The following is a 23856-nucleotide window of genomic DNA, read 5'->3' as shown; positions in this document are numbered from 1 at the left end:
TATAAAGAACTTCAAAACCTGAATGAAGCCTGCTGGAGAATATTAGCCTTCTAAGCCTGATAAATCAACAATGTATTGGAGCGCAGAGTGCTAGCTACATGGTATGATATACATTCTTAGAATTATATTAAATCCCTGTCCCATTCACATAAATAGGAAATCTGGGTTATTTATAAGATAAACTATAGTTTAAAGTCAAAAAGTTATAATTTATATCAGAATTCATTTAATTGAACAATCTAATTTTTAAAAAGTTTTTTAGAAGTCAAGTACAAATTTTCGATCCTTCAAAGAATCGTATACCTCTTTATCAAAACGATAGAGCTTGGCTGCCCTGTGAGAGACGTCATCCTGTTTCTCATTACAGTCGATGAGCAGTTTCATGCCCAAAATTTTCCGCCTAAAATTGGGCTTGTCCAATTTGATTCCGAGTATGGATTCATATAAGTTTTGTAACTGAAATAAAGTAAATTTTTCAGGAAGTAGGTTAAAACCAATGGGTTCTTGTTTTACCTGTTTCTTAAGTGTACTGAAAGCAAAATCGAGTATTTCACGATGGTCATAGGGTAATGGAGGTATTCTTTCCGGTTTAAACCACTTCGCATCAGAGGCGGTAAAACCTGCGACCAGATTAAAATCAGCAGCCTTTATCAATGAGTAATAAGCTACGGTAACAACACGTTTCGTGGGGAATCTGTCTACACTACCGAAAGCTTTCAGTTGTTGTAGATAAATATTTTCAACGTTTGTCAACAAATATAGGATTCTATATGCCGCGGCGTCAAGAGACTCATCTGTATTGATCCATCCGCCAGGTAACGCCCATTTTCCCTCACTAATACCTTCTCCATGCTTCACTAACAAAACTTCTAATCCATTGGTAAAACCGAAAATAACGCAATCTATGGACAGGTCGTCCATTATCAACCCTGTTGATTTCATATCGTTCTTTATAAACGTTGGCAAAAGATAGCAAAGAAAATAAATATAACTAATAATAGTCATTATGACTATTATTAGTTATATTTATATCCCAACACAACATTTTTTATATATGTACTATATTGGTTATGATATTGGTAGTTCTTCAATAAAAGCTGCACTTTTGGATGGTGAAACCAATGTCGACATAGGAGTTGCAAGTAGTCCAAATACTGAAATGGCCATTTCCAGCCCTCAACCAGGATGGGCCGAACAAGACCCGGTGGTATGGTGGGAACATATAAAACTGGCGACAAGAAAACTTCTCAAAACAACCGGTGTGAATCCATCAGATGTAAAGGGCATTGGTATTTCTTATCAAATGCACGGTCTTGTTTTGGTCGACAAACAGGGGACTGTTCTTCGGCCGTCAATTATCTGGTGCGATAGTCGAGCAGTTGGAATTGGAAATCTTGCTTTTGAAACGTTGGGACAGCAAGAATGCTTTGACCATATACTGAACTCCCCAGGTAATTTTACAGCTTCCAAACTCCGTTGGATAAAAGAAAATGAGCCTGATTTATTTGATAGGATATTCAAGTTTATGCTGCCGGGAGATTATATAGCCCTACGTATGACAGGTGAAGCAAATACTACCGTTGCCGGACTTTCAGAAGGCATGTTATGGAATTTTGATGCAGGGAAACCCTATAAAAAACTACTCGACTATTATGAAATACCAAACGAATTAATACCTAGTTCCGTACCTACTTTTTCAGAACAGGGTTACCTTACTCGAGAGGCGGCCAATGAATTGGGACTAAACCATGGAATACCCGTAGGTTATCGTGCTGGTGATCAACCAAACAATGCCATGTCCCTTGGCGTATTGGAACCGGGACAAGTTGCCGCTACGGGAGGGACTTCGGGCGTAGTATACGGAATTACAGATAATCTCGTTTACGAACCCCATAGCCGCGTAAATAGCTTTGCACATGTTAACCATAGTATGGACAACCCTCATATTGGCGTCCTCCTTTGTATAAATGGCTCTGGTATACAATACCGTTGGATAAAAGAACAACTTGCTGAAAAGGGATTCTCTTATGATGATTTGGAAGAAGCAATCAAGAAAATACCTATAGGTGCCGAAGGTTTACGCATGCTTCCTTTCGGTAACGGTGCTGAACGCATATTGAACAATGTAGATGTTGGATGTCATCTATGTGGACTTCAATTTAATAGACACTCAAAAAACCATCTCTTTCGGTCGGCATTGGAAGGCATTGCTTATTCCTTTGCATATGGTATGGAGATAATGAACCAAATGGGTATGGACATTACATCCATTCGGGTCGGCAATGACAACTTGTTCAGGTCGGAGGTTTTTGGCAATACCGTGGCCACATTGATGAAAGGACCAATAGATATGGTGGAGACAACCGGAGCAATAGGTGCAGCACGAGCTGCAGCTTACAGTATGGGTCAATTTAGTTCCTTAAAGGAAGCCATGGCGGGCGACCGGATAATCAGAACATATGAGCCTGCTACAAATACTGATGACTACTATAGCTCTTATAGGCTATGGAAAGAAGATCTAAAAAAAGTAATAGGGTTCAATTAGAAAATAACTATCAAAACGATCCAATAAAAATCAATCTATAAATAATAAATTCATGGGCAAACAAGTGATAATAGGAAGCAAGGAGTTTTTCAAAGGAATAGGAAAAGTCCAATTTGAAGGAAAAGAGTCAGACAATCCTTTGGCTTTTAAATATTACGATGCAAAACTTGTAGTGGCAGGCAAAACCCTGGAAGAGCATTTTCGTTTTGCCATTGCCTATTGGCATTCCTTTTGTGGAACTGGAGGAGATCCCTTCGGCCCTGGTACCAAAGCATTTCCATGGGACTCAAAAACCGATGCCCTGGATCGTGCAAAAGATAAAATGGATGCCGCTTTCGAATTCATTACCAAGATTGGGGCGCCGTTCTATTGTTTTCACGACTATGACCTTGTCGATGAAGCGGAGACTCTCTCTGCTTCCGAGAAGCGATTACAGGAAATTACTGACTATGCCTATCAGAAACAGTCAGAATCGGGTGTTAAACTGCTTTGGGGAACGGCCAACCTGTTTTCCAACCCTCGATACATGAACGGGGCAGCAACAAATCCTGACTTCAATGTGGTTGCTCACGCTGGTGCACAGGTTAAACAGGCATTAGATAGCACCATTAAACTAGGTGGAGAAAATTATGTGTTTTGGGGAGGCCGTGAAGGTTACGTGTCCTTGCTCAATACCGATATGAAAGCAGAGTTGGATCATTTAGCAACATTTCTCCACATGGCCAAAGACTATGCCCGGGCGAACGGTTTCAAAGGAAACTTTTTCATTGAACCCAAGCCTATGGAGCCGATGAAGCACCAATATGATTTTGATGCGGCAACGGTAATCGGGTTTTTAAGGGAATATGATCTGATGGATGACTTCAAGCTCAATTTGGAAGTGAATCACGCCACGCTCGCACAGCATACCTTTCAACATGAAGTACAGATTGCTGCCAATGCCGGCATGCTGGGTAGTATGGATGCCAATCGGGGAGATTATCAAAATGGTTGGGATACCGATCAGTTCCCAAATAATATTTATGAAATGGCCGAGGTTATGCTAGTATTTCTAGAATCAGGGGGGCTCCAAGGCGGAGGTATTAATTTTGATGCAAAAACGCGGAGGAACTCTACTGATCTTGAAGACTTATTTTATGCCCATATAGGAGGGATGGATGTATTTGCCCGTTCAATTATCCTTGCCGATAAAATCCTTGAGAAATCAAACTACAGGAAATTAAGAGAGGAGCGGTATGCCTCATTCTCCTCCGGGGCGGGAAAGTCATTTAAAAATGGAAAACTTTCCTTGGATGACCTTACGAGATTAGCACTTGAAAACTCCAAACTTGAACAGTTTAGTGGGAAACAAGAGTTATTTGAAAATATAATTAACCAATATTTATAGATTTTGAAAAAAGGATACCTAACAAAGATAACGTTGGTCGCCGCTCTAGGTGGTTTGCTATTTGGATACGATACTGCTGTTATTTCTGGGACCGTTGGCTCCCTTAAAAGCTTTTTCGTTGATCCTCTGGGCTACGACGAATTACGAGCAAACTCTTTATTGGGCTTTGTGGTTTCAAGCGCTTTGATCGGTTGTATTATAGGAAGTATTTTGGGCGGCTATTTTTCGGTCCGTTTTGGGCGTAGGAAAAGTTTAATGCTGGCAGCGCTACTTTTTTTAATATCGGCACTGGGTTCGGCTATGCCAGAGTTAGGTTTTGCAGCTATAGGTGAGGGAAACCATGCCCATCTCAAACAGTTTATTTTTTATAGGATTATTGGAGGTATAGGTGTAGGACTGGCTTCTATGCTAAGCCCGATGTACATCTCAGAAGTAGCACCAAGTAAACGCCGTGGCAGCTTGGTATCCTGGAACCAGTTTGCCATTATTTTTGGTATGTTGGTGGTATACTTTGTTAATTACGGTATTTCCAACCAAGGCAGCGAAGACTGGCTCAGAATGGTGGGCTGGCGTTGGATGTTTGCTTCGGAAGTTATACCTGCGTCTCTATTTTTCATATTGTTGTTTGTTGTCCCAAGAAGTCCAAGATGGTTGGTACTGAAAGGAAAAGTGGAAGAGGCACGTGAAATTCTAAACAAAATAAATCCAAAGGAGAATACCAGAGACATCATAGAGAGTATTGTTGGCGGAATTACCCGCCATACTTCAGGAAGCTTATTTTCCTATGGGTATCTTGTCATTTTTATAGGTATCCTTCTTTCTGTTTTTCAGCAATTTGTAGGGATTAACGTGGTACTTTATTATGCTCCTGAAATCTTTAAAAATGCTGGGGCCAATACAGATACATCGCTGTTGCAGACCATAATAGTAGGTGCTATCAATCTCACTTTTACGGTTATAGCTATCAAAACGGTAGATCGTTTTGGTAGAAAACCATTGCAAATTATCGGTGCCATAGGTATGGGGATAAGTATGTTGGCACTGGGGACTACATTTTCCACCAATACTATGGGATTACTTTCACTGATCAGTATATTGGTCTATGTGGCTGCTTTTGCGATTTCTTGGGGTCCCGTTACTTGGGTGCTATTATCGGAGATGTTTCCCAATAAGATTAGGGGCAAAGCCATGGCCTTGGCAGTAGGAGTACAATGGATATCCAATTTCATCGTATCACAGACTTTTCCGATGATGAACGAAAATTCATGGTTGACCGAAAAATTCAATCACGGTTTTGCGTATTGGTTGTACGGTATCATTGGTTTTATCGCGGCGTGGTTTGTATGGAAATGGGTACCTGAGACCAAGGGGAAATCTTTGGAACAAATGGAGGGACTTTGGATTAAGGAATGATATTACGAATAGGATTATGGTATTGAAATCTTGTTTTGGAAGCATATATGGAATTCAATACTCTTATGGGATTATATCAATTATTGCGATGTTCAGGATATTGAGCGAATTCTGGTCATAGATTCACAGGTAAGCTAGGTTGAAAAAGATTATTCTAATTTCAAAAAAAGCTATACATCTATTGTAAAAAAGTTTCTTAAGAACAAGACTTTCTTTAAAGAGCTTACTCCTGCATGGTATGGTATACATTCTGTACATCATCATCTTCTTCAATTTTTTCCAGGAGTTTCTCAACATCAGCTATCTGTTCTTCTGAAAGCTCTTTGGTAACTTGTGGAATACGTTCAAATCCAGATGACAGAATTTCTATTTCACGGGATTCCAATTCTTTTTGAATATCTCCAAAACTTTCGAAAGGGGCATAAATTAGAATACCATCCTCGTCCACAAAAACCTCTTCGGCACCAAAATCGATCATTTCCAGTTCCAATTCTTCGGGGTCTATGTCTTCGCCCGCTATTCTGAAGTTACAGGTATGGTCAAACATAAACTCTACCGAGCCCGAAGTACCCAAACTACCATTACACTTATTAAAATAACTACGGATATTGGCAACGGTTCTGGTGTTGTTATCGGTAGCGGTTTCAATAAGAATGGCAATACCATGGGGCGCATAGCCTTCAAACAAAACCTCTTTGTAATCCCCTTGGTTCTTATCGGAAGCTCTTTTAATTGCCCGCTCAATATTGTCCTTGGGCATGTTGACCGACTTTGCATTTTGAATAACTGCACGTAATCTAGAGTTGGCATCAGGGTCGGGACCACCCTCTTTAACGGCCATGACAATATCTTTTCCAATTCTGGTAAACGCTTTGGACATAGCCGCCCAGCGCTTCATTTTTCGTGCTTTTCTAAATTCAAATGCTCTTCCCATACATGAGTTTTGGTTACGAATAGTGGCAAATTTAACAAAAAAAGACCCCTTTGCAAGTATGTTTTAAAAGGAGTTCCTATTTGTTGCTTACGATACTTTCTATGCGTTTGGCAAGGTCAAAATCCTTTTGTGTAATACCATCGGCATCATGGGTATTCAATTTTATGATAAGATTGTTATATACATTTTCCCAGTTGGGATGATGGTTTAATTCTTCACATTCAAACGCAATTTGGGTCATAAGCGCAAAGGTTTCTTTGAAATCCTTAAATTGAAATGATTTGTATATAAGATCACCATCATAATCCCATCCATTTAGCTCTTTTAATGATTCATTTATCTGGATTTCGTTTAACTTTTCCATATCATATTGTTTTCAAGTTTATAAGGATTGAAAAATAGTAGAGACACTGGTAAAGTTAATCAACGGTAAGGTGATGGTCAATAATATCTTGATAACGTATCCTTAAATTTTTAGGAAGCTTATTGTCTTTGGGCAATGCGGCCAAGTACCTGTCCTCATTGGTCGTAAAAACTCGTTTTAGTACTGGATGATAGTTTCCGATACGCTTAATGATTTCTTTGATAAATTCTTCATGCTGGATTAAATCAATACTGCCCAAGTGAAAAATTCCTGTTTTGTCCCTATTGATCAAATAATGGATTTGCTGTGTAAGCCTGTCATCGTTGGTGACATTGATGATGAGATTTGGAAAGACCTCAATGGGTTCGTTGTTTTCCAGATTCGATTTTATTTCCTTTATTCTGGGCGACGTATTCCCAAAGACCATAGGAACCCTAAGAATGGCAGTTTTTTCCTTAGGCAACCGCATCATCATATTCTCAATTTTAATCTTGAGCCTGCCATAGACACTTTCCGATAGGGTTTTGTCGGACTCATAGGAAGGGAATTTACTATAGGCGTCAAAAACATTGGCAGATGAAATAAAATAGAGTTTGCATCTATGCTGGATAAGATATTCCATTACATGTTGATGCGCCTGTACCTGTGCCCCAAAGTTTCCGCGTAAAGCAGAGATTATAAAATCTGGACGCACTTTGTCAAGGATTTGAAAAATATCGTCTTCTTCTAAATCGTATCGGTAGAATTGTTGATTATCAGAAAAAGACCTATTCGAAAAATAGGTGCCGTACGTATTAAAATAGGAGCAAAGTTCTTTATAGATAACATTGCCTATAAAACCACTTGCACCAAGTATCAGTATCTTTTTTTTATTCAACTATTAAAATATTGACAAACCTGTTTCGGTCGTTAATTTTTCCAAAGCCCACATGCCTAGCTTCGAATTTCCTTTCTCGTTCAATCCCGGTGCCCAAGTAGCTACGCAGAACTCGTTGGGCAATAACGCCACTATTCCGCCGCCAACACCACTTTTACCAGGTAGGCCCACTTCAAAAGCAAATTCTCCAGCTTCATCATAAAACCCACAGGTAAGCATTATTGCATTTATACGTTTTACTTGTGATAATGTAAGATGGGTATTGTTTCTAAGGCATTTCCCCCTGTTCATGAACATGTAAAAAACCTTCACCAATTGTTCGCAAGACATAGTTAACGAACACGAATAAAAATAAAAATCCAGTACCCTTTCAACGTCGTTTTCAAGATTTCCAAAAGATTTGATCAGATTGGCTGCAGCATAGTTTCTGAACCCTGTTCTCATTTCTGATTCAGCAACTTTTTCATCGTAGGTTATAGTCGGGTCATTAGCTATATCTTGGACATATTTCAAAAAATCCAATTTTGGATTTTCCAATCTTGAAACCAAAACATCGCAAACAACTATTGCTCCAGCATTTATAAGCGGATTCCGTGGTACACCATTCTCCATTTCCAAGAGCGATAGGTGGTTGAATGGATCTCCCGACGGTTCCACACCAACACGTTTCCACAATGTTTCTCCCACATGGGACATTACCATGGACAAGGTCAATACTTTACTTATACTTTGTATTGAAAAGTTTTCTTGGGCATCTCCTACACTGTACAGATTCCCAATATCATCTAAAATGGCGACACCAAATTTAGTAGGGTCTACGACCGATAGTTCAGGAATATAGTCAGCTACTTTACCCTTATTGGTCTGTTGTTTGGCTTCTTGAAAAATAGCATCCAATATGGGCTGAAAATTTGGCATTTACGCTTTATAAAATGGAAGTTTTACAATTGTGGCGGGCACCTTGTTCTTACGTATCTGGATATGGATTGTGGTATCTATTTTTGAGTGTTCGGTAGAAACGTATCCTAGGCCAATTCCTTTGGAAAGTGATGGGGACATTGTTCCAGAAGTCACATTGCCAATTTCATTTCCAGCCTCGTCAACTATAGTATATCCATTTCTTGGAATACCTTTTTCCTCTAACCGAAATGCTACCAGCTTTCTTTTTGGTCCTTCCTCTTTTTGTTTGGCCAGAGCTTCATTGTTTACAAAATCCTTAGTGAATTTTGTTACCCAGCCCAAACCGGCTTCAAGCGGAGAAGTAGTCTCATCAATATCATTTCCGTAAAGGCAATAGCCCATTTCCAGTCTAAGCGTATCGCGAGCCGCCAGACCAATAGGTTTTATACCAAAGTCAGCGCCAGCTTCCAATACTTTATCCCATACCTGTTTTACTTCTGAGTTCTTACAGTAAATTTCAAATCCTCCTGAACCTGTATAACCCGTTGCAGAGATGATCACATGGTCTATTCCCGCAAAATCGCCTACCATAAAGTTGTAGAACTTAATTTCAGAAAGGTCAATCGAGGACTGCGATTGCATGGCTTCAACAGCTTTTGGACCTTGGATGGCCAATAATGAATATTCATCTGAAAGGTTTCGCATTGTGGCCCCAATACCTTCATTGTAATTTGAGATATGGTTCCAATCCTTTTCTATATTGGAAGCGTTTACGACCAAAAGATAGGTTTCCTCTTTTATTTTATAAATAATCAAATCATCAACGATTCCTCCAGTTTCGTTAGGCAAACAACTATATTGTGCCTTTCCAACCACTAGCTTGGAGGCATCGTTCGACGAAACTTTTTGTATCAATTCCAAGGCTTTGGGGCCTTCAATTAAAAATTCGCCCATATGGGATACATCAAAAACACCAATAGCCTTTCTTACAGTTTCGTGTTCAATATTTACGCCTTCATAGGAGACAGGCATATTATAGCCTGCAAAAGGAACTATTTTTGCACCTAAGGAAGTATGGATTTTGGTTAGTGCCGTATCTTTCATAATTCAATTTTAGTCTCTGCAAAAATATTGAAATAAAGGACGAATCAAGAAACCGATTTGGAATGTTTTGAACTAAATGTTGTTGAATATTTATTAGGGTAAAAAACCAGTTGCACAGTAAAACATTTAGTATGGTGAACCTAAACCTAAACTTATTTTTTTCTCCCCGTAGCTTTTTATAATTCATTTTCAAGTTCAGATCAAACTATATTGATTTGATAAAATATCCATAAACACCTAAACCCCACATATCATTAGGTGTAGGATGGCAAATAACTTTATTATGCAGAAGGTTGGTATTTGCTATAAATTCAATAGCAGGCCAATCAAATGTTAAAAAAATAACATTTTATCGATTTTTCTTACACAAAATGAAGGATATACATTTTTAACAGTATATTTGGTTATCCAAATTGGTAAACCAATCTGATTAACCAATTTGCACAACGTTTCTGAATTATTAATTAAACAACACTATCATGAATTACTTTGAAAATTTTTTTCTGCAAATTCCTAAAATGATTATTGCCTGCTGCCTACTATTTCTAATTGGCTGCTCGGATAGCACTCTTGAAGAAGATATTGAAACCAATGCCCAAGAAGAATTTATAGTAGCAGAATTGACTACTGGCACGATCCAAGCTGAAAATTATGATGCGCAGAGCGGTATTAACATTGTAAACGGCTCAAAAGTTGGCTACGTAGAAAACAATGATTGGATCAGATTTGAGGATTTTGACTTTTCCGGAGCAGCTTCTGTTTCCGTAAGAGCTGCCAGTGATAGAAGTGGCGGAAGAATAGAATTTAGGGCAGGGGGTCCAAGTAGCGACCTGCTGGGAACGGTAAATATATCCAATACTGGAGGATGGAACGCTATGCAAACCTTTACGGGAAGTATGAACGATAACTCCAATAATTCTGACCTTTATCTTGTTTTTAAAGGTGGTAGTGGTTATTTATTTGATGTTGACTCGTTTAGTTTTAGTGGATCGGGCAGTACACCACCTTCTGGAAATGCAAGCATACCTTCGGATTTGATGCCCAACTGTAACCAGTGGAAAATAACCTATCCTGATGGGTCGGAGGACAAAACGCTTTGTGGTGAGGGTAACAATGAGTATTTCTTTGTGAACGGGTCAGGAAACGGGATCGTGTTTAGAGCCCCTATTCGAACAAACAATGGTACTACACCCAATTCAGATTACGTTCGCTCCGAATTTAGAGAGCGTAAAGAAGATGGAAGTTCAGACATTTATTGGAATACCAATGGCAAGCACTTTATTTATGTAAAACAGGCCATTACCCATTTACCCATAGTAAAAGACCATTTAGTGGCAACTCAGATACATGGAAATAAAGCAGAGGGAATAGACGATGCTATGGTATTGCGTTTAGAAGGGGACCACTTGTTCCTTAGTTTTAATGGAGAAGTATTAAGAAGTGATCTCACCATAAAAAGAGGATACTCTTTGGGAACGGTTCACGAAGTTATTTTTGAAGTGATAAACGGTAGGCACTATTGTTATTATAGTGAGGATGGGAATTTAAAGAGTGCCTATAATAGCGGTTCTGCTTCTTCCTATTTGGTCAAAGATGGTGGTAGTTCCGTACTCATGGACATAGACTATGGAGATGCTTATTTTAAAATCGGTAACTACACCCAAAGTAATGCAAATAGGGAAGGAAGTAGCGCAAATGACCCTGACAACTACGGAGAAGTCGTGGTATATGATTATGATCTAGACCATACGAATTAAATACTAATTGGATCTGGAATGGAAAAGGGTGGATTTTTAAATAAATCTACCCTTTGTTCATTTCATGCCCCAATCCATTCTGAGTAAGTTATCAATTATTGAAAATCGGAAATGTCTAAGTACTTTGTAAATAGGATTTTAGTTCATTGTAGGAACGTATTTTAATCGACCTTTTCTTTTTATCCATTACTTTTTGGATTTGAGGAGGGATTTCAGGGGACACATTCAAAGTTTCTTCTACGGTAGCTAAAAACTTGACAGGGTGTGCTGTCTCCAGAAAGATTCCAAATGTATCTGGATTCAACTTCTGATATGTTTTTAAACCAAGGTATCCCACTGCTCCATGCGGGTCTGCAACATACCCGGAGTTATCATATAGCTCTTTCATGGCAACTTTAGTTTCTTCATCGGAAAACGAAAAAGAGGAAAGATTTTCTTTAAGTGCAGCAAAATTATTTTTGTACAGTTGTCTAATACGTACAAAGTTGCTGGGATCTCCAACATCCATTGCATTGGAAATTGTTGCTATGGAAGGTACTGGTTCATAAACACCATGCTGCATAAATTTTGGAACTACATCATTGGCATTGGTAGCTGCTACAAAATGCTTGACGGGCATTCCCAATTTTTGGGCTACCATTCCAGCACAAATATTTCCAAAATTACCTGACGGTACGGAGAATACAATTTCTTTACCCTTGGACTTAACCTGTTTATAGGCGAACAAAAAATAGAACAGTTGTGGTAGCCACCTTGCTACATTAATGCTATTTGCCGATGTTAATTTTTTTGTAGCTGTAATTTCTGCATCTAAAAAAGCAGTTTTTACCATTTTTTGGCAATCGTCAAAAGTACCTTCAACTTCCATTGCAACAATATTTTGTCCCAAAGTGGTGAGTTGTCTTTCTTGAATGTCGCTTACTTTACCACTAGGGTACAGTATGACCACATTTACCCCTTTTACTCCCAAAAAACCATTGGCAACCGCTCCTCCCGTATCACCAGAGGTGGCAACAAGGACAGTCACTTCATTGCTTTCATTTTTAGAAAAATGACCCAAGCAATTTGCCATAAATCGTGCGCCTACATCCTTAAAAGCCATTGTGGGACCATGAAAAAGCTCAAGCGTAGCAATGTCTTCAGCAACTTCTACCACAGGAAAGTCAAAATCCAACACGTTTTCAAGGATAGTTCTTAAAACAGCATCAGGAATATCAGAACCCACAAATTGATGAATTGCTTTAAAGGCTATTTCATAATTGGAATAAGTATCAGTATTTTCAAAGAAATCTTTTGATAAAGGAGTAATTTTTTCAGGAAAGTAGAGCCCTTTGTCCGGAGCTATTCCTGCGATAACTGCTTCTTTAAACGATGCTTGATTGTTGGAATTGTTTAGACTGTAAAAGTTCATTCTTGGTTGTTCGTAGTTCGTTGTCAATTTTTCTTTGTCTGATGTCTGATGTCTGATGTCTGATGTCAAACCCTTCTCACCCCCTCAATATTAATTTTCGACACATGAATATCAAAATCAACATCTATATTTTTATACGTTTCCTTCATGGCATCGGCTACTTGCAATGCAGTATGTTCGCCTTTGCTCAATGCGAAAATTGATGGGCCAGAACCAGAAATGCCACAGCCTAAGGCCCCAGCTTCTCTTGCATTTACTTTTATTGAATCGAAACCAGGAATCAATATAGAACGAATGGGTTCAACGATGTAATCCTGTAACGACCGTCCTATAAGGTCATAGTCATTCTGGAAAAGTCCGGCAATGAGTCCACCTACATTTCCCCATTGTTGGATACCTTTCTCTAAAGTAATCGTAGTCTTTAAAATTTTCCTGGAATCCGAAGTTTTTATTTCTATTTGCGGATGAATTACGGTGGCGAACAATGCTTTAGGTGTAGGAATTGAAATAATATCCAAAGGCCGGTAACTTCGCACCAATGTAAAGCCACCATAAATAGCGGGAGCCACATTATCCGCATGGGCTACATCACTTGCTAATTTTTCACCCTGCATGGCAAATTGGACCAATTCCAGATTTGAAAAAGGCTTGCCCAAAAGTTCATTCATGACCCATACTGCCCCAGCCGAACTTGCGGCGCTACTTCCGATACCGCTCCCGGGTTTGATTCTTTTATGGATTTCTATTTCAAAACCACCTTCATAATCACTTTTTTCCAATAAGGCCAAACCAGCAACCCCTGAAACATTTCTATTCGTTTCTAACGGAAGTTTCTGTCCAGTGATTTTAGTAATTCTTATTGTGTTTTCTGGAATTTTCCTTACGATCATTTCATCTCCAACGGAATCCAATGCTAATCCCAAAACATCAAACCCACAAGAAACATTGGCAATGGTCGCTGGACAAAAAACCTTTAGTTCTTCCATCTTAAAAGTTTCCAATTCGTATAATATCGGCAAAGATACCAGATGCGGTGACTTCGGCACCTGCACCGGCTCCTTTTATGATCAAAGGCTGGTCGGGATAGCGTTCGGTGTAGAACAAAACAATATTATCACTGCCTTCAAGATTATAAAAATCATGTCCATTGGGTATTTTTTGAAGCCCTACTTTGGCCTTTCCATTTTCAAATTGCGCCACATACTTAAGTCTGCTATTTTCGTCTTTAGCTTCTTTATAGATGTTTTGAAATCCTGCTTCATTCTCTTTTAATGTCTCGAAAAATTCCTCATTGGAGTTTGTTTTCAAGCTTTCTGCTGGTAAAAACGAATCACTTGTGATTTCATTCATATCCAATTGGTGACCACTTTCCCGTGCCAAAATGAGAATTTTTCGCATAACATCAACACCGCTTAAATCTATAGTTGGGTCTGGTTCGGTATATCCTTCTTCTTGCGCTTGTTTAACGATATCGTGGAAAGTGACAGAATCGTCAAAATTATTAAAGACAAAGTTTAAGCTACCCGAAAGTACAGCTTCAATTTTATGTACTTTGTCACCAGAAGCAATCAGGTGTTTTAAAGTATCAATAATTGGAAGTCCAGCACCCACATTGGTTTCAAACAAAAAAGGAGAATTAAACTGCTTTGCCAGTTGTTTTAATTCTTTGTAATACCCATAATCTGACGAACATGCAATTTTGTTACAGGTAACTACGGAAATACTGTTTTTAAGATAATCGGAATAGGTAAGCGAGACTTCTTCGCTGGCGGTATTATCGACAAATACACTGTTACGGTAGTTCAATTGATTTATTTTTTTGAAGAACTCTTCTTTATCCGCTTTTTGACCATTGGCTAAAACTGATTCCCAATTCTTTAAGGAAATCCCGTCTTCATCAAAAATCATGGTTCTGGAGTTGCTTATACCAATGACCCTTATATTTAATTTTAATTCGTCCCTTAAGTATTTTTTCTGTTGTTTTATTTGGTCAAGAAATTTTGAGCCTACATTTCCAACACCCATTACAAAGAGGTTGAGCTGTTTTATATTCTCTTCAAAAAATGCTTCGTGTAGCGAGTTAAGGGCTTTTTTTACATCGGTCTTTTTAATTACCGCGGAAATATTTCGTTCGGAAGCACCTTGTGCTATTGCTCTGATATTTACGTTATTTTTTCCCAATGTACTGAACATTTTACCGCTCAATCCTTGGTGGCTTTTCATATTGTCGCCTACCAATGCAACAATGGCAAGGTCTTTTTCCACCAGCACAGGATTTATTTTTTTACTGCCAATCTCATAAGCAAACGCTTCATTTACACTGGTTACTGCTTTTTCTACATCATTATCCGAGATGCCTACACAGATGGAATGCTCAGATGAGGCTTGCGTAATGAGCACAACGCTGATATGTTCCATGGAAAGTGTTTCAAAAAAACGTTTGGATATTCCTGGAATACCGATCATACCGGGTCCTTCCAAGGAAAGCAAACTAATACCGCCCACATGGCTTATGCCCCTAACAGTTTTTCCATTACCATTACTGTTTTTGGCGATATGGGTTCCTTCATCTTCAGGAACAAATGTGTTTTTGATGACGATTGGGATTTCTTTGCTCAAAACCGGTTGAATGGTTGGAGGATAAAGCACTTTTGCCCCAAAGTGCGAGAGCTCCATAGCTTCCTCATAGCTGATGTGGGATACACATTTCGCTTGCCTCACCAACTTAGGGTTTGCGGTATACATACCACTGACATCGGTCCATATTTCCAATACTTCGGCGCTTACAGCAGCTGCAACAATCGCTGCCGTATAATCAGACCCACCTCTACCTAAAGTGGTCAGGTTCCCGGCATTGCTAGAAGCAACAAAACCTGGCAAAACAGTTATTGCATGATTTGTTTTCTTGAAAAATGCATCACAATTGTAATATGTTTTTTCAAAGTCGACATGTGCGTTTCCGAAATTCTCATCAGTTGTAATTAATTCCCGGGTGTCTTTAAACCCAGCATCGAGACCCGCTGTTTTAAAAAATTCAGCAATAATAAAAGAAGATAACAACTCGCCGTAGCTGACAATTTTATCCGATAATTTTGGTGTGAGTTCTCCGATTAAAAATGAACCTTCCAAAAGTGTTTCAAGAATGTTCAAATCACTTTTCACCTTACTTAAAATGCCACTTTGCGCATTCACGGGGATAAGTTCTTTAATCGTTTCCATGTGCCTGTCCTCAATCTTTTTTAGCCCATCTTTGAAAGCTAAATCTTGATTTGAAGCAAGTTGTGAAGTGTGGAGCAGTAAATCTGTGACCCCGCCAAATGCTGATACGGTAACAGCTATTTTGTCCGAAACTTCATTTTGGACGATTATTTTAACTTGATTTATATTTTCTGGATTGGCTACTGAGGTGCCCCCAAACTTTAAGACTTTCATGAGTGATTTTTATATGGAAAAATGGAAAATAAATAAGGAACGGACGGAACTAATAATATGACTACCCCAAAGGGGTAATGGTAGTCAATGTGAAGATAGATGAAAAAGATGTCATCAATGCCAAATTAATATCCGTTTGTTTAAATTGCATACTACAATTATAGAGGTCAAATGTAATGCTTTTGAGAGCTTCCTCAAATGTTTGTAGAATTTTTGCGAAAAATATACTAATAATCAATTTTTATTGTTGAATGAAAATTTTCACTGCCGAACAAATCTATCAAGCTGATAAATCCACGATCAAAAAACAGAAAATAAGTAGTGATGATCTTATGGAGCGGGCCGCTACTGGAATATTTGATTGGATACATTCCCGATTGCAAGGGGCCAATGTCAATATTCAACTTTTTTGCGGAATTGGTAATAATGGTGGCGATGGTATTGCGCTTGCGAGGCATCTGAAGGAAAATGGTTATTCCATTCAAGTTCATGTGGTAAACTATAGTGAAAAACGTTCAAAAGACTTTCTTTTAAATCTTGAACGATTAAAGGACCGAAAAATATGGCCCGATTTTATAAATGCGGATAGCGAATTGCCAAAAATATCACCCGATGATATTGTGATCGATGCAATTTTTGGTATTGGATTGAATAGGGCTCCCGATGTTTGGGTTTCGAAGCTTATTGCGCACATCAATGCATCATCTGCCTTTGTGCTTTCTGTGGATATTCCATCTGGTTTGCCATGCCATAGGGTTCCATGGGATGCAGAAAATGTAATACGAGCAAACTATGTGCTTAGTTTTCAAGTACCTAAGTTGGTATTTTTCCTTCCCGAAACTGGAATCTATCAAAATCAATGGGAAATCCTGGACATTGGATTGGACCCAGATTATATAGATGCAACAGTAACAGATTACGAGTTGATAGGTATAAACGAAGTGTTGCCGTTATATAAACAGCGAGAGAAGTTTTCGCATAAAGGCACATATGGACATTCTTTGATTGTTGGTGGAAGCTATGGTAAGATAGGTGCGGTGCAACTTGCCAGTAATTCGTGCTTAAGTATTGGAAGCGGTTTGGTTACTGCCTTTGTCCCTGAGTGCGGTTATCATTCTTTACAAACGGCGATTCCAGAAATTATGGTGGTAACGGATGATGAAGATGAGAAAATTACCAATATTGAAATTCCTTTTAAGCCAAGTGTTATAGGAATAGGTATGGGCATGGGGACAAAAACGGTTACATCGAAAGCCTTTGGTAGGTTTTTGAAGAAAAATACGGTTCCATTGGTTATAGATGCCGATGGTCTCAATATTCTCGCAAAGTACCCCGACTTTATTGAGAGTATCCCTAAACAGTCGGTATTGACACCACATCCTAAAGAACTCGAACGTTTAATTGGTCCATGGAAAGATGATTTTGATAAACTGAAAAAAGCAAAAGCTTTCTCAATAAAGAACGATTGCGTATTGGTCATAAAAGGAGCGCATAGTATTTCGGTTTACAGGGAAAAAGGCTATGTGAACACAACCGGAAATCCCGGTATGGCAACTGCTGGTAGTGGTGATGTATTAACGGGTATTATCACTGGTTTGATCGCACAAGGTTATTCTTCTCTGGATGCCACAATTTTTGGAGTTTACCTTCATGGTTTAGCAGGGGATATAGCTGTATCACAATGTGGGTATGAAGCTTTGAAGGCTTCAACCGTTGTAGAAAATATTGGTAAAGCGTATTTGGAACTGTTAAGGTCTCCAAATCAAGAAGGTGAAAAGCAGAATCCTTAGAGTTTGTTTTTCTTCCTTTTTTTGTTTTTGAGCCTTTTTTTGATCCATGCCAGTGCATTATCATATTCGATGAAGAATTCCATGTTCTTTTTGTAGAACAACTTCTCTATCTTAAAGTTGTGCATGTCTATTTCCTTCTTGGAAACGATGGCGAATGCCTTTAAGTTCTCTAAGCCTCTTAAATAATTATATATGGTAGGGTCAACTGCATAAGAATTTTTACGAAGACTGATATATCCAAAGTTTTTATTCCTAAAGTGTATTTCTGAAATTCCAATAATTTGATACGCACGCTCCAGTGTCAATGTAGCACCTTCCTCAAAAGTTGAAACCATGTAGTTGTCATAAACTTGAATGCTACCGATATCCAATTGATACTCGCGTGTAACAACAGCTTTCTTCGTAGAAGCAATTTTCATCCCCAAATAATTATAGTGTCTCGTGAACGAAAATATATTTAACGTCAGAGAGTTAGAAAAATATTAGATTAAAAGCGCAAATATCGTTTGTACGGCAGATTTGGTTCAAATAAAATGGGGTGACGATTTCGTCACCCCATTTTATTCTATAATTCCTAGCTAATTTATTCTGTTTTTGGAGTTTTTTCGGGCTTCTCTATTTTAATGGTGAGCTCTTCTTTCTTCTCATCCAAATCCATATAGATACTATCACCTTCCTCCAATTTGGAATTCACGATTTCCTCGGCTAAGGCATCTTCAATATACTTTTGAATAGCTCTTTTTAAAGGTCGTGCACCATATTGTTTGTCAAAACCTTTTTCAGCGATATAATCTTTTGCCTTTTTGGTAAGATTAAGGTTGTATCCTATATCCCTGATTCGTCCAAAAAGCTTATCCAATTCAATATCTATGATTTTATGGATGTCTTCGCGCTCCAATGGATTAAATACCACAACATCATCAATTCTATTTAAAAATTCCGGTGCAAAAGCTTTTTTAAGAGCATTTTCAATGACACTCTTTTGATGCGAATCTGCTTGCGCTTTTTTCGCAGCGGTTCCAAATCCAACACCTTGACCAAAATCCTTCAATTGACGCGCTCCAATATTGGAGGTCATTATAATAATGGTATTTCTAAAATCTATTTTTCTTCCAAGGCTATCTGTAAGGAAACCATCATCCAAGACCTGTAAAAGCATGTTGAAAACGTCTGGATGGGCTTTCTCTACTTCGTCAAGAAGGATTACGGAATATGGTTTTCTACGAACCTTCTCTGTTAATTGTCCTCCTTCTTCATAACCAACGTATCCTGGAGGCGCTCCTACCAATCTTGAGATGGCGAATTTCTCCATGTATTCGCTCATATCAATTCGGATCAAGGCATCTTCAGAATCAAATAGTTCCTTGGCAAGTATTTTTGCTAGCTGTGTCTTTCCAACACCGGTCTGACCTAAAAATATAAAGGAACCAATAGGTTTGTTAGGGTCTTTTAGGCCTGCTCTATTCCGTTGTATGGCCTTAGCCACTTTCGCTACGGCTTCATCTTGTCCAATTACAAAACCTTTGATAAGACTAGGCAATTCCGCAAGCTTATTACTTTCCGTCTGTGCAATTCTATTAACGGGTATACCGCTCATCATGGAGACTACATCGGCTACATTTTCCTCTGAGACAATCTCCCTGTGCAACTTACTTTCTTCTTCCCATCGTTCTTGGGCAGAAGCCAACTCTTTCTCTAGGCGTTTTTCATCATCACGAAGCTTTGCAGCTTCCTCATACTTCTGCTTTTTGACGACACTGTTCTTCAGTTCACGAACATCTTCTAATTGATTTTCCAATTCCAGAATCTGTTTTGGAACATCCATGTTAACAATATGAACACGAGAACCAGCTTCATCTAATGCGTCGATGGCCTTGTCAGGTAAAAAACGATCTGTCATGTAACGGTTGGTCAATTTTACGCATGCAACTATTGCATCATCCGTATAATTAACGTTATGATGGTCTTCATACTTCCCTTTAATGTTCATCAAAATTTCAATGGTCTCCTCAACTGTAGTTGGCTCTACCATTACTTTTTGAAAACGACGTTCAAGGGCGCCATCCTTTTCTATATACTGTCTATATTCATCAAGCGTTGTTGCTCCTATACATTGAATTTCCCCACGGGCAAGTGCAGGTTTAAACATATTCGATGCATCCAAACTTCCTGTTGCGCCACCAGCACCTACAATGGTATGTATCTCGTCAATAAACAAAATAATATCATCGTTCTTTTCCAGTTCGTTCATTACCGCCTTCATGCGTTCCTCAAACTGACCACGATATTTAGTTCCTGCCACCAAAGATGCTAGGTCTAATGTAACGACGCGCTTGTTATAAAGAATTCTCGAAACTTTCTTGTTGATGATTCTAAGGGCCAGGCCTTCGGCAATGGCACTTTTGCCCACACCGGGCTCACCTATAAGGAGAGGGTTGTTTTTCTTCCTTCGGCTTAATATTTGTGATACCCGTTCAATCTCTTTTTCACGACCTACGACAGGATCTAGTTTATTTTCTTCCGCCATCTTGGTCAAATCACGACCAAAATTATCTAGAACGGGCGTCTTGGATTTTTTAGCTCCCTTTTGGGAAGAACTTGAACCAAATGTACCTTCTTTGGAATCACCTAAATCATCGGAATCACTCGGGAAGGATTCAGCCTGAGGTGAGTCAAGATAATCATCATCGCTCGTAATCATAGATTTAAACTGTTCCTTTACATTATCGTAATCAACTTTTAGCTTGTGCAAAAGCTTGGTTGTTGGATCGTTTTCATTTCTAAGGATACATAACAAAAGGTGAGCGGTATTTATAGAGGAGCTTTGAAAAAGCTTGGCCTCTAGAAAAGTGGTTTTTAGCGCACGTTCTGCTTGTCTTGTTAAGTGCAGATTCTTTTTATCTTTTTGTATAGTTCCCGTATTTGGGTTGGCAGGGCTAAGGATTTCAACTTTTCTTCTAAGATGGTCTAAATCGACATCCAAGGCATCAAGGATATTGATGGCCTTACCGTTGCCATCCCTTAAAAGCCCAAGCATTAAATGTTCGGTTCCTATAAAATCGTGCCCTAATCTAAGGGCCTCTTCCTTACTATATGCAATTACGTCTTTTACTCTTGGGGAAAAATTATCGTCCATACGTTTCCTTTTCAGCAATTAAAATTAATAAAAGTATCCATACCATGGTCAAATACCGTACCCATATTCGATAAACTAGTATTAAAAGTCGGAATAAAGTACAATTTGTACGCTGTTTAACAAAGCTTTATTACTATTTCTGAACTGAAAGTAATGCTGTTGATAATTTTTTTAATAAAGTAAGTTGCAATTGTTTTGAAAGGTGTGATTTTGCGTATATTGGCATGATATTTTAACCACAAAAAGCAACAAGATTTTAGCATGGCTGAAGGAGAAAAGTTAATTCCTATCAATATTGAAGATGAGATGAAATCTGCCTACATTGATTATTCAATGTCGGTCATTGTGTCACGTGCCCTGCCAGATGTGCGGGATGGGCTCAAACCTGTTCATAGAAGAGTATTGTATGGTATGCACGAACTTGGAGTTAGGTCCAATAGTTCCCACAAAAAGTCTGCTCGTATCGTAGGTGAGGTATTGGGTAAATACCACCCACATGGAGATACTTCTGTGTATGATAGTATGGTGCGTATGGCACAAGAATGGAGTTTGAGGTATATGTTGGTCGACGGCCAGGGTAACTTTGGTTCCGTAGATGGCGATAGTCCTGCGGCTATGCGTTATACAGAAGCAAGAATGCGAAAAATCGCTGACGAAATGTTGGCGGACATCGATAAAGATACTGTAGACCATCAGCTTAATTTTGATGATTCGCTTAAAGAGCCAACGGTACTTCCTGCACGTGTTCCTAATCTATTGGTAAACGGTGCGTCTGGTATTGCAGTTGGTATGGCAACCAATATGCCGCCACATAACCTTTCTGAAGTTGTTGACGGTACCGTTGCTTACATAGAGAACAATAATATTGAGATAGATGAACTCATAACCCATATTAAAGCCCCCGATTTCCCAACTGGAGGAATCATATATGGTTATGACGGAGTCAAAGAGGCATTCCACACAGGTAGGGGCAGGGTAGTAATGAGAGCTAAGGCCACCTTCGAAGAAGTTCAGGGCAGGGAGTGTATCATAGTAACTGAAATACCCTATCAGGTCAATAAGGCAGACATGATCAAAAAAACTGCCGATCTTGTCAATGATAAAAAGATAGAGGGGATTTCCGCAATACGGGATGAATCCGATAGAAAAGGTATGCGCATTGTATACATCCTAAAGCGTGATGCAATTCCGAATATCGTTCTTAATACACTTTATAAGTACACAGCCCTCCAGTCTTCTTTTAGTGTCAACAATATTGCTTTGGTCAATGGCAGACCACAGTTGCTCAATCTAAAGGAGATTATCCATCATTTTGTTGAGCATAGACATGAAGTTGTTGTAAGAAGGACAAAATACGACCTGAAGAAAGCTGAAGACCGAGCTCACATATTGGAAGGGCTTATAATAGCTTCTGACAATATTGACGAGGTAATTGCAATAATAAGAGCTTCTTCCAACGTCGAAGAAGCCAGAAATAGTTTGATGGAGCGCTTCAAGCTCACAGAAGTTCAAGCTAAGGCGATTGTGGAGATGCGCTTGCGTCAACTTACCGGTCTAGAGCAAGACAAGCTTCGTGAAGAATATGATGAATTATTGAAGACCATTGAAGACTTAAAAGATATTCTTGCTAATAAGGACCGAAGAATGCAAATCATTACTGATGAACTTCTTGAAGTAAAAGAGAAATATGGTGATGAACGTAGATCAGAAATAAATTTTGCAGGAGGTGATTTGAGCATTGAGGATATGATTCCAGATGAACAGGTCGTTATCACAATTTCACATGCAGGATATATAAAAAGGACTTCATTATCAGAATACAAAACACAAAATAGGGGTGGAGTTGGCCAGAAAGCTTCCTCTACCCGTACCGAAGATTTCTTGGAACACCTATTTGTAGGTACGAACCATCAATACATGTTGTTCTTCACTCAAAAGGGTAAATGTTTCTGGATGCGGGTTTATGAAATTCCAGAGGGCAGTAAGACTTCCAAGGGAAGAGCTATCCAGAATTTAGTGAATATAGCGCAAGACGACAAGGTCAAAGCGTTCATATGCACCAGAGACCTTAAGGATGAAGATTATGTAAACAGTCATTATGTAATCATGGCCACCAAAAAGGGTACGGTCAAAAAGACTTCTTTGGAACAGTATTCCCGACCAAGGCAAAATGGTATCAATGCGATTACTATTAAAGATGAAGATGAGTTGCTCGAAGCGAAATTGACTACCGGTACAAGCCAAATTCTTTTGGGATTAAAATCCGGTAAAGCCATCCGATTTGAAGAAAGCAAGACAAGACCTATGGGTAGAAATGCTTCTGGAGTTCGAGGAATTACATTGGCCAATAACGATGATGAAGTTATTGGTATGGTATCGGTCCATAACTTTGAGGACGATATCCTGGTAGTTTCGGAGAATGGATACGGTAAACGTTCCACTATCGATGATTACAGAATCACCAATAGAGGAGGAAAAGGTGTAAAAACCATTTCAATAACCGATAAGACCGGGGGGCTTGTTGCCATTAAAAATGTTTCTGATACTGATGATTTAATGATAATCAATAAATCAGGTATTGCAATTCGTACCAGTGTCGAAGATTTACGGGTCATGGGCAGAGCCACACAAGGTGTTAGGCTCATCAATTTAAAAGATACTGATTCCATCGCAGCGGTTGCTAAAGTCATGAAAGACGAAGATGCCGTAGAAGAATCTGAAATACTTGATATTGAGGTAAATGGAGATGATGGCACGGCAATTGATAATGAATCTGAGGAAACTAAAGAATAAATAAACACTAATA

17 protein-coding genes are annotated in these 23856 nt (G+C 38.9%); 6 read left to right on the top strand and 11 right to left on the bottom strand.

Translation table 11 applies throughout. The features are described 5' to 3' along the window. Window positions 1-258: 258 nt before the first annotated feature. On the bottom strand, window positions 259-942 hold the full coding sequence (locus LV716_RS00405) for an NUDIX domain-containing protein (protein WP_163419314.1): 684 nt from the start codon (window positions 940-942) through the stop codon (window positions 259-261). A gap of 64 nt (window positions 943-1006) precedes the next feature. Here LV716_RS00405 and LV716_RS00400 point away from each other — a divergent pair, with 64 nt between their 5' ends. Genes LV716_RS00400 through xylE form a run of 3 tightly spaced genes read left to right on the top strand, consistent with a single transcriptional unit; the run spans window position 1007 to window position 5345 of the window. Continuing rightward, window positions 1007-2545 (top strand): xylulokinase, encoded by a 1539-nt coding sequence (locus tag LV716_RS00400; protein ID WP_233759191.1) that lies wholly within the window; start codon window positions 1007-1009, stop codon window positions 2543-2545. A 52-nt stretch (window positions 2546-2597) separates the two neighbouring features. Further along, window positions 2598-3932: a xylose isomerase gene (gene xylA, locus LV716_RS00395; RefSeq protein ID WP_163419313.1), complete on the top strand. Its 1335-nt coding sequence runs from the start codon at window positions 2598-2600 to the stop codon at window positions 3930-3932. A gap of 3 nt (window positions 3933-3935) precedes the next feature. Further along, window positions 3936-5345: a D-xylose transporter XylE gene (xylE, locus tag LV716_RS00390; protein WP_233759190.1), complete on the top strand. Its 1410-nt coding sequence runs from the start codon at window positions 3936-3938 to the stop codon at window positions 5343-5345. Between the two features lie 223 nt (window positions 5346-5568). On the opposite strand, the gene LV716_RS00385 is transcribed toward xylE, so the two are convergent. The 5 genes from LV716_RS00385 to gcvT all read right to left on the bottom strand — a co-directional run bounded on the left by LV716_RS00385 (window position 5569) and on the right by gcvT (window position 9524). After that, window positions 5569-6279 (bottom strand): YebC/PmpR family DNA-binding transcriptional regulator, encoded by a 711-nt coding sequence (locus tag LV716_RS00385; protein WP_163419312.1) that lies wholly within the window; start codon window positions 6277-6279, stop codon window positions 5569-5571. A 76-nt stretch (window positions 6280-6355) separates the two neighbouring features. After that, window positions 6356-6643 carry a 4a-hydroxytetrahydrobiopterin dehydratase gene (locus tag LV716_RS00380; protein WP_163419311.1) on the bottom strand — a complete coding sequence of 96 codons (288 nt, stop codon included), beginning with the start codon at window positions 6641-6643 and terminating at the stop codon, window positions 6356-6358. A 55-nt stretch (window positions 6644-6698) separates the two neighbouring features. Beyond that, the gene (locus LV716_RS00375; RefSeq protein ID WP_163419310.1) at window positions 6699-7520 is read right to left on the bottom strand and encodes a sugar nucleotide-binding protein; all 822 of its coding nucleotides are present in this window, start codon (window positions 7518-7520) and stop codon (window positions 6699-6701) included. 3 nt (window positions 7521-7523) lie between these two features. After that, window positions 7524-8438 carry a glutaminase gene (locus LV716_RS00370; RefSeq protein WP_163419309.1) on the bottom strand — a complete coding sequence of 305 codons (915 nt, stop codon included), beginning with the start codon at window positions 8436-8438 and terminating at the stop codon, window positions 7524-7526. After that, window positions 8439-9524: a glycine cleavage system aminomethyltransferase GcvT gene (gene gcvT, locus LV716_RS00365; protein ID WP_163419308.1), complete on the bottom strand. Its 1086-nt coding sequence runs from the start codon at window positions 9522-9524 to the stop codon at window positions 8439-8441. It abuts the gene before it with no gap. Window positions 9525-10003: 479 nt separating this feature from the next. Between gcvT and LV716_RS18490 the strand changes: the two genes are divergently transcribed. After that, a complete protein-coding gene (locus LV716_RS18490) occupies window positions 10004-11281 on the top strand; it encodes a carbohydrate-binding protein (protein ID WP_305070344.1) in 1278 nt (425 codons plus the stop codon). A gap of 115 nt (window positions 11282-11396) precedes the next feature. Here the strand turns inward: LV716_RS18490 and thrC are convergent, their stop codons facing one another. The 3 genes from thrC to thrA all read right to left on the bottom strand — a co-directional run bounded on the left by thrC (window position 11397) and on the right by thrA (window position 16124). Then, the gene (gene thrC, locus LV716_RS00350) at window positions 11397-12692 is read right to left on the bottom strand and encodes a threonine synthase (protein ID WP_163419307.1); all 1296 of its coding nucleotides are present in this window, start codon (window positions 12690-12692) and stop codon (window positions 11397-11399) included. 65 nt (window positions 12693-12757) lie between these two features. Next, on the bottom strand, window positions 12758-13678 hold the full coding sequence (locus tag LV716_RS00345) for a homoserine kinase (protein WP_163419306.1): 921 nt from the start codon (window positions 13676-13678) through the stop codon (window positions 12758-12760). 1 nt (window position 13679) lies between these two features. Beyond that, a complete protein-coding gene (gene thrA, locus LV716_RS00340) occupies window positions 13680-16124 on the bottom strand; it encodes a bifunctional aspartate kinase/homoserine dehydrogenase I (RefSeq protein ID WP_163419305.1) in 2445 nt (814 codons plus the stop codon). A gap of 251 nt (window positions 16125-16375) precedes the next feature. On the opposite strand from thrA, the gene LV716_RS00335 reads away from it, so the two are divergent. Beyond that, window positions 16376-17914, top strand: coding sequence for an NAD(P)H-hydrate dehydratase (locus tag LV716_RS00335; protein ID WP_163419304.1), 1539 nt, complete (start codon window positions 16376-16378; stop codon window positions 17912-17914). Here the strand turns inward: LV716_RS00335 and LV716_RS00330 are convergent. Both LV716_RS00330 and LV716_RS00325 read right to left on the bottom strand, forming a co-directional pair. Beyond that, window positions 17911-18333, bottom strand: a complete 423-nt coding sequence (locus tag LV716_RS00330; RefSeq protein ID WP_163419303.1) for an STAS/SEC14 domain-containing protein — start codon at window positions 18331-18333, stop codon at window positions 17911-17913. The two genes, LV716_RS00335 and LV716_RS00330, sit on opposite strands and share 4 nt — an antisense overlap. Before the next feature lie 164 nt (window positions 18334-18497). Further along, window positions 18498-21050 (bottom strand): ATP-dependent Clp protease ATP-binding subunit, encoded by a 2553-nt coding sequence (locus tag LV716_RS00325; protein ID WP_163419302.1) that lies wholly within the window; start codon window positions 21048-21050, stop codon window positions 18498-18500. Window positions 21051-21311: 261 nt separating this feature from the next. Here LV716_RS00325 and gyrA point away from each other — a divergent pair, with 261 nt between their 5' ends. After that, window positions 21312-23843 (top strand): DNA gyrase subunit A, encoded by a 2532-nt coding sequence (gene gyrA, locus LV716_RS00320; protein WP_163419301.1) that lies wholly within the window; start codon window positions 21312-21314, stop codon window positions 23841-23843. Window positions 23844-23856: the final 13 nt, after the last annotated feature.

The sequence above is a fragment of the Flagellimonas sp. HMM57 genome, assembly GCF_021390175.1.
GTDB lineage: Bacteria > Bacteroidota > Bacteroidia > Flavobacteriales > Flavobacteriaceae > Flagellimonas.
Note: the sequence above shows the minus strand (reverse complement) of the source record. Positions and strands in the feature narration are given on the sequence as shown.